The organism is Paenibacillus sp. RS8, assembly GCF_041956825.1.
Lineage (GTDB): Bacteria > Bacillota > Bacilli > Paenibacillales > Paenibacillaceae > Paenibacillus_AQ.
Genome location: NZ_CP168131.1, coordinates 5,212,592 through 5,225,003, shown reverse-complemented (window position 1 = coordinate 5,225,003; position 12,412 = coordinate 5,212,592). Strand labels below are relative to the sequence as shown.

Sequence of the window (12,412 nt, the reverse complement as noted above, 5' to 3'; positions counted from 1 at the left end):
TTTCCTATGCTACAACCACCAGTCAACTAAATTATTAGCTGACTGATAAGCTACACATAAACGCTGTGGAATCTCTATCTAACCATCAGGATACGATCCCATAATGCATTTCCTTTAATTAGGCTGGACTTTCACAACCTTCGCCTCTACTTCAGAAGCTTGCCGTACTTTCTTGATCAGGAACGAAAGCAATAACCCTACGATTCCAATGATAGCAATAACAAAGTAGGCATCATTTATCCCCTGAATGGAGGCTTCCTTGATCAGGACGTCTTGTGTCCAACCTTTTTCCGCTGCAGTGGAGATTAAATTCTGTGCATGTATACTGGTACGGTTAGACATTACAGTTACTAAAAGAGATGTCCCTACCGCTCCGGCGACCTGTCGTACGGTGTTGCTGATCGCCGTACCGTGCGTATTCAGACTCTCCGGCAGCTGATTGAGACCTGTGGTTTGAACCGGCATTAACAATAAACCCATTCCCAGACGTCGTAATGTCGATATCAGTATCAGATACGTAAAGCTGGTGGAGGCAGTCAAATCAATAAACGCAAAGGTAGTTGCAATCGTGATCAGCATTCCGATAATGGCCAGCCATTTCGCTCCAAACCGGTCAAACAGTTTTCCCGCAATTGGCATTAGTAATCCCATAAAGAGTGCACCAGGAAGAAGCAACAGTCCCGTATCTAGCGCAGAGTAACCGCGAATATTCTGCAAGTATAACGGAAGCAGCATCATATCGGCATACATCACCATGGTGGCAGCGACCATAATCAGTGTCGTCAACGAAAACATGTTATATCTGAAAGCCCTTAAGTCCAGCAGTGGCTCCCTTGATTTCAACTGCCTCCATACAAAAATGACTAATGCGGCAACCCCGGCAAAAATAGTTGCGAGCACTTCGGCACTTGACCAACCAAGGCTACCCGCACGGCTTAAGCCATACAACAAGCCGCCAAAACCAAGGGTCGAGAGTATTGCACTAGTAATATCAAGCTTAGTGTTCACACGTTCAGCGATATCCTGAAGATAGATATATGCGAAGATAATGATTAGAATAGCGACAGGTATCATCGCGTAAAACATCGTTTGCCAGGAATAGTTATCGAGAATATAACCCGCAAGCGTTGGTCCTATCGCCGGAGCAACAACAAGCGATAACCCGACCATGCCCATGGCCGTACCTCTTTTTTCGGGAGGAAAGATCTTTATAGCTGCATTCATCAATAGTGGCATAATAACACCTGCACCTGCCGCCTGAATGAGTCGTCCAATTAACAAGCCGGTGAATCCGCTGGCGAGTGCAGCGACAACTGTACCTGCCAAAAATACAATCATAGACGCCTGGAAAAGCTCACGAATTGTGAATCGCAACATTAAAAAGGCGGTGATTGGAACCAAAACGCCATTCACCAGCAAATAACCGGTGGTTAACCATTGAGCAGTTGCCGCTGTAATATGAAAGTCAAGCATGAGCTGTGGTGTCGCAACACCCATCAAAGTTTGATTTAATGATGTAATAAATGCACCTAGGATCAATACCAACATTATAGGTCCCTTTTTTATTGTTCCGCTATTAGTTCTCGAACGAGACATTGTTTTGGCTTCCTTTCCTTTACACTTTCAAAAATGCGCACCCCGCATAGTTCTTCCTGCACGAGGTGCATCATAATGGGTGTCAATCAACCCACACTGAGACTACTTCGATTTCGAAAACAATAAACTTTGAGATCCTCCCTCAGCTCCGATATTGCGAGCGCCAGGCAGCAGCTCAACAAAGCAGAGTCCAACCTTCTCATTTTGCTCGTTGTAAATTCCGGCCAACAACTCAAAGTATCCCATATTCATCTGTCCGCCCTCCAGAAGAGGCTTGATGGAATAATTCTGCTCTTTTAATCCAGGTAGCGTCAGTTTCCACTCATTCGAATACTTTGTTGTTCCATCCGGATGAATAAAGTTTGTCGCGGTAATTGTGTATTCATTCAATCTGGAGCTGATTCCGTCCTTACTAATATAGGTCCCGTCGATATATTCATTTTGCGGGAAGGTAAACAGCATAATTTCTTCATCGTCAAAGAAACGAAGAGAGAACCATTCCCAGTTACATCTAGGATCGCTTATATTGTAAGTGCCACCCTGCTTATCAAACCACGATTTCCCCGTAACAGCCAATTGTTCACCATTTAGCGTCAGGCTACCAGAGGTAGGCATATTAGTGTAGGAGTAATAGTAGGTAGTCTGTTTCGGCTCATCGATCCCCATCTTTAGGTATCCATTATCACAGTGCCAAAATGCGCCTTTGCCATAATCGAGCATGAGATCCAGAGAATAATCTTCAGTCTTCGCAGTGAATCGCATACCTTCTTTTTGTTTCACAAAAGATGCAATTTCACCAAAGCCGACAGTGGACTCGTTGATCACTACTCCCTCACCAGTAGGTACGAAATCTTGGAAATAGTGGTGTTTGCCTGTAGTAAAATCGGTCAATGCGAGCATAATGATATGTGGGTTCTGAGCCGGCGCGTTAACTCTTAATAACGTAAATTGAAAGGAATACAGCCGCTCCTGAACATCATTGAAATAACCCGTCGAATACCACCATTCTGAACAATTCTCATGGATGTTCCATTCTTCCTCAAATGTACTGTGATTGCCTTCAATATAAGGGACGACTTTCATTGTAAATTCCTCCTCAAATTATGTTCTTTAGGCTTAGTGTCTGAAGGAATAACCTCCATACACGTGTTGTTTATCTTGCATGAGTACAGTTTACTATTTGCTATAATAGGTAACAACCATCAGATTCCAGCAAGATGTTAGATGCGCAACACTAGTGAAAAATGTGTTGTTTATCAAGAAAAATTAATTAATTGATTTCAACTCAGTAGTTACTTATCATTAAAATTAGCTTCATAAATATTCAAAATAAGCTCGTGAGAGGTATCATGATGAAATTAGATGCAAGAGTAAGATATACTAAAATGATGATTAAAAAAGCAATATTGGATTTACTCATTGAAAAACCTATAAGAAATATAACCGTCAAGGAAATTTGCGAGTTGGCAATGATTAACCGTGCAACATTTTATAGTCATTACAGAGATGCCTATGATTTGTTGGAGCAAATCCAAATGGAAATGTACAATGAGTTTGAAGTGGCTTTAAGTTCCCCGAATAAAAGCAATATTAATAATGTTGCAGAAGAGGTATTATCTCTAGTCAACAAAAATGTCGAGTTGTACAAAATTCTCCTCTCGGAAAATGGAGATAAGATGTTTCTGAAACGAATTGCTGACATTGGACAAAAGTCTACCTTCAGTGAATTGAAGAAGCAGTATCCTGAGGCTAATGATAAACAACTTCACTTAATCTACACTTATATTGCACACGGAAGTCTGGCTGTCATCCAAGATTGGGTAAATTCCGGCATGCTGGAAAGCACGCAGGTAATAAGCTCAATCGTAAACTCAATAACTAGGAGAGCAATAACTGCGTTGAAGTAACTTTTCCAGCAATAGAGAAAGTCTTCAATACTCCAAAGAGAACCATATGAAAATTGAACGATTTTACATCTGAAAAACATTAGACATAAACTTGTACGTCTCATCTATCAATTATCGAGCAGGCCCTCATTCCTTATTACATCGTAAATGTTGTTCTCACACTGACGGACAATTCCAAAGGTTAATCGTTTTCTATGGAGATGTGCTTGGTAGAATCCCTTCAGGTCTATCCAGTATTCATTAGCAGTTACTAATGTACTGAGATAATCATGTGTTTTTTCATTAGCGAATTCCAACGATAATCCGTAAGTATGAATTGTTCCAGGCGATCTGACGCCTCAATTTAACCTTGGTTAGTATATAGGTGAATATCTTTATCGGCAAAGGGATCAAGTTCTTGTCCAAAGAAAAGGACAAGAACTTGATCCCTTAAATTAGAAAAACCGCGCGGGGCGCAGTTTCTTAAAGGACTAAGTTCTTGTCCTGTGACAACTTTTTACAAACTATGTCTAGCACCATCCTCTTCAAGACAAAGTTATTTTCATTCACACCTAATTCTTGACGCTACAGATATCAATGGATTTCCCTGAAACGTCTGTTTAAAATTTGATAAAAAAAAGTATATAGAATAAATTACTATATACTAGCCTAAAATGATATTTGTCAAACGGTTAACCGCCGTATGCAAAGTTTCTTTTCCCTCTACACATGCCATTGCAACCCCATAAATGCCCCAACTCCAAAATGTAGCAAGTAAATAATGTTCTTCTTTCTCACCATGCTCTTTATCTAATAAAGCTTGCAGAGTTTCCGTCAATCGTTGTTTAATTTCATAGTCCATTATCGATTTAAATTCTTCAAGAGCATGTTGACATTGTAGGGATAAATTTATTTGAGAACCCATAATAGCTTGTAGGGACATAATAATCGTTTGTTCATCGATGACTTCTTGTAATGCTACCTCTTTGAAAATTTCTTTCGTAAGAACTTCTTTTTGAATCACATTGATTAAATCGTATTTATCCAGAAAATGATAGTAAAACGTTGAACGGTTAATCTCTGCTTCTTGTGTAATATCACCAATGGTAATATCACTAAAGTCTTTTTCTCTGATCAGTCTCATAAAACCATTCATGATATTTTTTCTTGTCCGTTGAATCCGTGGATCTTGTTTTTTCATTCGTACTTACCTTCTCTATACACTATTATTTTTCAACACTTGTTAGATTAAATGAATGACTTAATTATAACAGAAGATTTTCAAAAAAAAATAAGCAATTCATGACCCATTTTGTATGGATCACGAATTGCAATATAAAGATAATAAACGATTAAAAGTTTCGTGCTAATTGCTTTGCACCCTCGATGCCTGCTGCTTTAATTTCCTCAGCTTTATTTGGCATTTTAGCATGACCTTCAATAAATAAACCTTCATATTCAGTAATACCCATGAAGTTCATAATATGTTTTAAATACCGATCGCCTAGCTCTTCATCTGCTAAATGACCTTCTGAATAAAAATCACCGCGAGCTTGAATGTGAAGCACTTTCTTACCATGAAGTAAGCCTATTGCACCAGTCTCCGTATATCTGAACGTCTTACCAGGTACAGCTACGGCATCAATATATGCTTTCACAACGGATGGGAATGAGAAGTTCCACATCGGCGTTACGAATATCATTTTATCCGTTGACATAAATTGATCGAGAATTTCGTTTAGGCGACCAACTTTCGCTAATTCCTCAGTTGAAAGAGCGTCTATTTGCTGTCCTGCACGAAGCTTTTCCCAACCACTGAAAACATCTGCATCTATATTTGGAATATCTTCCTTGAATAAATCTAAGGTCACGATTTCATCCGTTGGATTTGTTTCTTTATATGTTTCAATAAATGCCTTTCCTACTGCCATACTAAACGAACGATTTTCGTCATTGGGGTTTGCTGTAATAAATAATACCTTAGTGATAATAATCTCCTCTATTCTTTTAAGTTTACAACAACTGTTGTTAAAGTTAGTATAAAACGATTAATCTACTAAACAAACCATCAATTTTATCGAATTGTTGCAAATCCAACATTCAGCTGGTATTGACTATAAAATGAATAATCAGAATAATGTTCAATTCGGTGTCCTGTCATAAAAATACAGATTAGAGATAATCCCTGACACGCAGGCCCGTTTCATATTGGCTAAGTGCAGCTGGTTCCGAATTGGCTGCACATCTTTTTGTGATTTCATGTTTTCTCGACCTTTTTGTCGTCATTCAAAAACATGGTCTCGAAACCCTTAGCGTTCAACGATTTGAATATATGAATTGTTAAGCTAACCTGCTCCGTTAGCTTAATGAACTAGAGCAGTAAATGTAGCTAAATACTTTTCTAATTGGTAATCGGACTATGTTCTTGTCCTTTATGGCAATGGGTACAAGTTCTTGTCCTCGGCTCGGGACAAGAACTTGTACCGATAAATAAAAAAGCCGCTAAAATAGCGACTTTCAAAGGGAGCATGTTATTGTACCTCGACATCTTGTTACACAATATATATATTGTGTAACAAGATATTTTTGTGTCCCCACTTTATCTAGTTAGTATAAATCAGTATAAATCCATCTGAAATTATTACTTGAATGTATATATTTGCGATGGTTTACTTAGGGCTATAAACTTCTAAGACTGAATATTTTTAGCCACATTAGTTTATCAGCAATCTATTTATCTTTATCGTACATTTATTAAATATCTGAGATTTTATCAGGTATCTTCAATTCACTTATAGCACATTTCATTGTCAATTTAGAGTATGAACAGATCGATCTCCTACTCATTCTGAATGATTTGATCTCATGCAATTAGTTAAAATAACAACCAAAGAAACACGAAATAAAAATTCACATTAGTGTAACAGCATGTTATAATATTCCAATATTTAGCAATATTATGGAGGAACACTCAATTATGAAAAAATTAATAATTGGAGCTACGCTTGCTACAAGCCTGCTAATCTCATCTCACCCATCATATGCTGCTTTTGCAAATCCCTCAATAAAAGTGGATAACCAAACCATTGTTTCGGATGTACAACCTGAGACGGTCAATTACCGCACTATGGTGCCACTTCGTGTTATTAGCGAAAATTTAGGTGCTACAGTAATTTGGTCCAAGTCAGAAGTTTCAATTATAAAAGATAGCACTAAAATTGTATTACATTTGAATAGTACGACTGCACAAAAAGATTCTTCTAACATTAAACTTGATGCCAAACCTTACCTTAAAAATAATCGCGTATTTGTACCTATCCGTTTTATTGCTGAAGCATTTGGTTGTAAAGTAGGCTATAGCAAATCCACAGTGTCTATTGAAACAGCACCTGTAGTTATCGATAATATTAAAATTGCGTCAGTGATACGTGAAACTCGTATGATCATTGGCACAACCCAGCAGCAAATAAGCGGTAATGTGAATATAAAAGCAATTTATGATGCAATTACAAACAACCTAGGAGAAACCGTGAATGCTCCTGCTTATTATTCAGAATTACCTAGTACAGATTATTTACAGTCGAATCATTTGATTTTTAATGATAGCAAAGGAAATAAAGTGCATGAATGGTCCATCTATGGTCTAACCTTCACCCCAACAGTTGAACAAAAAGCAGATTTCCCAAGTCCCTTAATTCACGATAATACTACAGATCACTGGTATTTGTTCAATAAGAATGCTGAGAAATCAATTTATAATGCTATTGATAAAGCATTTCTGAATGATTCAGTTCAATCCAAAGAACTTTAAGATGAGAGTTCTATAAAGATATAAGAAGGTCAAGAGTTAACTCTCCGTTAGCTCTTTTTTTGTTTGGCACTGCTGAAGCGCTTTCATCAAAATACTTACCAAGAACATGAATCCAACTAAACTAAGGAATAATATAATGTTATTTGGTTCATAAACTTCACAAACGTCCTCAGAGCTATTGAATTCTATTTTAAGGGGCTTCTGTCTGCACTTCACTCAGTAACACAGATAAACAAGTAAATGTCTTTAGAAACCTCTTAAAACGCTTTTCATGTTAAAGTATATAAACTTTAGGTGAATTGCTCAAATTCGTTCTTTAACCACATCTCATTGTTCCGTGCAATGTATACTTGACATTTTAATAGATGATCAATTAAATCTGTTTTTGTTTTTCGCATATATCTTTTTCTTACACTTTCTAATCGATTACCTCTTCATCATTCAGAGGATGATGTGTTCTTCTTTGAACAACCACTTTTTTCTTACTGTGGGCTTTGTAGTATTCATAAGCTTTTGATTATTGAGAATAGTATTAGGATGAATACCTCTACCATCTGGATCGAGAACTTTGGATTTTTTAGAAATAGTATTGTAGGAGACTGTCTTCTATTCCTTAATAAGAGCATCTATTGATTTTACCCCAAGTTCATACGATCTTTGTTGTTTTGATCATAATTTGATTGTAGCCATTCAATTTTTGCTGATTGCTCTGTTGATTGAATACTTGATTTGCGGGGCATAATCTCCAGCGTTATAAATACGGTAAGGTAAGTCCCAGTCACCTATTATTTCTGGTACCCATTCGTCGTTAATTAGTTTGAAATACGAATCAGTTGTTCTTCTATACGATTAATCAGTTCATAATTTTGGGGATAATCAATGGATATCCGTGCTGGTACATAGAATTTCAATTTTGAAATAGCTTTCTTTTTTCTTAAGCTATGATTGGGGCATTGATATTCAGTGATTCTTGTGTTGATTGTATTCTCATAATACATCTTAAAGTTTATACTTTCAGCGCTCTTACCCTTAACCTCTTGGTATTTAAAAGCCATTTTGAAGTTAGTTTTTGTGCTGTTGTGAGAATTGAAGCATTCGTGCCCCAGCTCCCTGCCGGCATGCCTTAATGGTCTATATATTTGGCACAGGCCCCTCAAAAAAATAACAGAACCCTTAACTTAAAGCACTTTAAGGGTTCTGTTTAATATTTTATTTATTTGACATATTTAATTGCATACTTGTCAAGAAGCATTTCGGATTTGTTCAATTGCTTAATTCCTTCTGCCTTCTTCTTTTCACCTGCATTGAATTTGGACCAATTTATTTTGGTCGTCTTCAAGCTGTCCCGCATTATAGTGAAACCTTCCAACTGGAGTTTTGCTCCTGCCAGAAAGTAGGTATGTATTTCTTTCAACTCTACATTATTAGCTTTGAGGTTTTTCAACCCGGATACAAATTTAGTATAATTGGGCAATACAGTATTGTTTAAAGTAAGAAAGAGTGTTTTTCTTGTTGAATCGTTCAGGAGTCTATTTTGATTTAACGTAGTTATGGCTTTCTTTTCATAGCTTCCTAATGGCTGCAACTGCTCAATGTAATCTTCAAGATCCTGTAACATAATTTCTTCGTGTGTAGGTTCCTTTATAACTACCGGCTTAGTTGGTTCAGGAATGACTGTATATTCATCCACCACTTGAACAGTGAATACATAAGGTTCAAACTTTTCTCCAATATTGACAGTTAAGGTAGCATTCCCTTTATTTATTGCATGAAGTTCAGAAACCCATTGCGTTTTTCGTACGACCTTGACAACATTCTCATCTGAAGAGATTGGAGTGAAGTCATGTTCCGTAACGTCTGCATCGGTCCAGTCAGTGATGGCTATTTCGTATGATTTCCACTCCCCAACTTTTATCTCAGCAGGTTTGGTCACTTTGACAATGTCGGTGATGTTCTGTGCAGCCGCATAAATACTGCCAACCCCGAATACAACCGATACTATAATTGCTAGCATTAGCGAATAAATCCAACTCTTTCGTTTCATATAGCCTTCTCCCCGCTTAATTATTAATAGTAAAGCATCTACCAATTTTGCTAAGACATTTAATGAATAGGTCGCAGGTTGCAAAAGCAGCATATTACTTTCCTCTTATATTATATAACTTAGCAGGAAAAATTGTCCTATGTTTTTTGGGTTTGCTTCTCGTCTCGGGGCACCCTCTTTAATTGATTCGTTCCATAAATGGAATAGAGGCAGTCATCTTCGTCCGGTTTCCGGCATTGTCATACTCATAAAAGGATTGGTTTTACGTCCGGGTCTATTCTGATCCACTCACACAAATAGCCGTCCGCCAGCAGATTCCTGGCGGACGGCTTTTCGGCTTATTATTTAATGCAATTATATACAATCTGTGCTGCCTCTTCCCGGGTGCGGCCGCCCTTGGGCTCAGCTCCTTACCCAAGCCCGTATGTATTCTCACTTCTACAAACTAAACTGTTTCATTGCTGTCCGGGCATATCAGGCTTCCACACTGACATCTTTGAAGCTGTCGTAGCTCTGACCCGGCAGCCGGTTCAACTGCTTCATGATATTGTACAGAAAGTCAGCCCGCTTCACCTGGGCCTCAGGTGCAAACACATAGCCGCTTACCCCCTTTACCACCTCTCTCACCGCCAAGTAGTCAACGGTACCGGAATCCTACTTTTATCCATTGTCACTGGCAGTACGCCTTCGGCTTTCAATTGGCCGAGCAGCACTTTGATCCCGGCGGTTGTATTGGGTTCCTGCTTTCCGTAAACCGCAAGTCCTGAGCGCACGTTCTGCAAAAAGATCGTCTCATACGGGTTACCAAGCGATAAAAGCGTGTATCGCTTATTACGCTCGTTCATCTCTTTGATCAACGTTTGAACATCGGTCCATCCAAACTGACTGGCCACGTTACGGAACTGGTAAGTGGCCAGGATGACGTAATCCGCCTTATCTATAGCTTTAAGCGCCTCCGTCGTTTTTCCTTGACCGATAACAGAAGTCTCCGTCTTAAGCGATAGGTTGCTGGCGGCTTGCATCAACTGTCTCTCAAGCTTCTTGGCTTGCTCCTGCTCGGCTGCGACAATAACAACCCGGTCTCCTTGACGGATTTGATCCGGAAGCGCACCGTCACGGCTAGCCAATAATGTGACCGCTCGTTCTGCAATTTTCCGCTCCACCGTGCGATGCTCCTCGGATCCGATGACATCGTTAAGTGTGCTCAACTTATGCGTAAGGCTTTCGCTGCGGTCAAAAAAACCATATTTTGATTTAAGCTCTAATATTCGTTTCACTGAATTATGGATGGTTTCTTCCGGGATCGTCCCACTCTTCACCGCGTTAATCAGAGTTTGATGTGCAGCTGCTGGATCTTGCGGCATAAGGATGATATCGACACCTGCGGAGATCGCACGTTCCACTGCTTTATTCTTCCCAAAATGCTCCGCTATCGCATTCATGGTAAAGGCATCAGAAATGATAACGCCTTTATAACCAAGCTCCCCCCGAAGCAGTCCGGTCAGCACCTTTTTAGATAACGTGGCAGGGATCGGCACGCTGCTTCCGTCCTTAAGCGAAATAATGTGCTCGTTATCTACTGCGGGGAATGCAATATGCGCGGTCATGATCATCTCCACCCCGTTCTCAATCGAGGCGCGAAACGGTTTCAGTTCGACCGCATCAAGTCGTTCGCGGTTATGTGTCAACACCGGCATTCCCAGATGGGAGTCTACAGTCGTGTCACCATGCCCCGGAAAATGTTTAACTGCCGCAATGACTCCAGATTGACGCAGCCCTTTTATTGTTGCGTTCCCAAGCCGTGCTACCAAGTCCGCATCCGAGCTAAACGAACGTATCCCGATGATCGGGTTGTCTGGATTGCTGTTAATGTCGAGCACCGGGGCAAAATTGACCTTCAGCCCGAGCACCCTCAGCTCTTCCCCGGTCAGACTTCCTGCCGCTTCAGCCAGTGCCGTGTCACCGGTTGCACCAAGTGCCATTTGACCTGGCAGATTCGTCCCGCCGGGGATTCGCTTAACATCGCCTCCTTCTTGGTCGATGCCGAGAAACAGAGGAATGTCACCTGCTTCCATTTGCAGATTATGTGTTAGTGTTGTAACCTGCCGTACGTCTTCAATATTTTTGTCAAACAGAATTAGTCCGCCCAAGTCCTGATCGTGAATGCTGCGTTTAATTCCTTCATTGACGGTCGTTGTCACTTGACCATTCCATTGCCTAATATCAGGCATGAGCATTTGGCCGACTTGCTCACTGAGGGTCATATAAGATATCAGCTTATCCCAATCGTGGTCCTGAATAGCTGCTTCACGTTCAAATCGAATCACCCGGGTCATAAACACGGTAAACTCAGCCCGAGTGACAGGTCGATCCGGCCGATAGGTGCCATCCGTATATCCACCGATCAATCCGTTAGAGCTCATAATGAGTATTGGTGCTGCTGCCCAATGATTCTCCGTATCCTTCAAACTTGCTGGTTGCTTCCCTGTTACAAGTGAATATGCGCGTGTAAGGAAGGCAGCGGTCTCTGCTCGGCTCATCACTGTATCCGGATGAAAGGTGCCGTCAGGAAATCCACTGGCCAGCCCGTTTTTTTTCGCAATGGCGATTTCACGATAAAAAGGGTGTGTTATTGGAACATCTAAATAATTTGTTCCTTCGGTTGCAAATTGCAACTGTTGAGGATAAAGCTCCCGAACTATGAAAGTTACTGCTTGCGCTCTTGTTACATGCTTCTCGGGGATAAACATCCCATTGCCATATCCGGCAACTGTTCCCCTTTTAGACAAATAGTTAATGCTGTCTTCTGCCCACTTCGAATGCTGCAAATCGGTAAACTGTTCTTCCGCAGCCGCACTTCCTGCCCAAACAAGCATTGAACCGATAACGGCACCGAAAATCGTCATCATTTTCAAATTCATCTGTTCCACCTCTGTAGCTGTTATATGCATGTTGAATAGACGCTTCCGAAGTACCAATTGTTGCGTTAATCCTAATTTCCCCATCAGCACCATCCCCTTCGGGTTGCCCTCTACATGATTAGAACAATGCGGATGCCTCAACAGATGGAATTCA

Annotated in this window: 9 protein-coding genes; 2 read left to right on the top strand and 7 right to left on the bottom strand. The window is 40.1% G+C overall.

Annotated elements, in window-relative coordinates:
- Positions 1 to 114: 114 nt before the first annotated feature.
- On the bottom strand, positions 115 to 1,596 hold the full coding sequence (locus ACDZ28_RS24655) for a DHA2 family efflux MFS transporter permease subunit (protein WP_375103027.1): 1,482 nt from the start codon (positions 1,594 to 1,596) through the stop codon (positions 115 to 117).
- 102 nt (positions 1,597 to 1,698) lie between these two features.
- The gene (locus tag ACDZ28_RS24650) at positions 1,699 to 2,679 is read right to left on the bottom strand and encodes a lipocalin-like domain-containing protein (RefSeq protein WP_375103026.1); all 981 of its coding nucleotides are present in this window, start codon (positions 2,677 to 2,679) and stop codon (positions 1,699 to 1,701) included.
- Positions 2,680 to 2,945: 266 nt separating this feature from the next.
- Here ACDZ28_RS24650 and ACDZ28_RS24645 point away from each other — a divergent pair, with 266 nt between their 5' ends.
- Positions 2,946 to 3,503, top strand: coding sequence for a TetR/AcrR family transcriptional regulator (locus ACDZ28_RS24645; protein ID WP_375103025.1), 558 nt, complete (start codon positions 2,946 to 2,948; stop codon positions 3,501 to 3,503).
- A 643-nt stretch (positions 3,504 to 4,146) separates the two neighbouring features.
- On the opposite strand, the gene ACDZ28_RS24640 is transcribed toward ACDZ28_RS24645, so the two are convergent.
- Complete coding sequence (locus ACDZ28_RS24640; RefSeq protein ID WP_375103024.1) at positions 4,147 to 4,683, bottom strand: TetR/AcrR family transcriptional regulator; 537 nt, start codon at positions 4,681 to 4,683, stop codon at positions 4,147 to 4,149.
- A gap of 151 nt (positions 4,684 to 4,834) precedes the next feature.
- Entirely contained in the window at positions 4,835 to 5,470 is a 636-nt protein-coding gene (locus tag ACDZ28_RS24635; RefSeq protein WP_375105412.1) for an FMN-dependent NADH-azoreductase, read from the bottom strand.
- Positions 5,471 to 6,459: 989 nt separating this feature from the next.
- Between ACDZ28_RS24635 and ACDZ28_RS24630 the strand changes: the two genes are divergently transcribed.
- Positions 6,460 to 7,293 (top strand): copper amine oxidase N-terminal domain-containing protein, encoded by an 834-nt coding sequence (locus ACDZ28_RS24630; protein ID WP_375103023.1) that lies wholly within the window; start codon positions 6,460 to 6,462, stop codon positions 7,291 to 7,293.
- Positions 7,294 to 8,506: 1,213 nt separating this feature from the next.
- On the opposite strand, the gene ACDZ28_RS24625 is transcribed toward ACDZ28_RS24630, so the two are convergent.
- From ACDZ28_RS24625 to ACDZ28_RS24615, 3 genes are all read right to left on the bottom strand, one after another.
- Positions 8,507 to 9,430, bottom strand: coding sequence for a hypothetical protein (locus tag ACDZ28_RS24625; RefSeq protein ID WP_375103022.1), 924 nt, complete (start codon positions 9,428 to 9,430; stop codon positions 8,507 to 8,509).
- 381 nt (positions 9,431 to 9,811) lie between these two features.
- A complete protein-coding gene (locus tag ACDZ28_RS24620) occupies positions 9,812 to 9,955 on the bottom strand; it encodes a hypothetical protein (protein ID WP_375103021.1) in 144 nt (47 codons plus the stop codon).
- Between the two features lie 5 nt (positions 9,956 to 9,960).
- The gene (locus ACDZ28_RS24615; protein ID WP_375103020.1) at positions 9,961 to 12,342 is read right to left on the bottom strand and encodes a glycoside hydrolase family 3 N-terminal domain-containing protein; all 2,382 of its coding nucleotides are present in this window, start codon (positions 12,340 to 12,342) and stop codon (positions 9,961 to 9,963) included.
- Positions 12,343 to 12,412 lie beyond the last annotated feature (70 nt).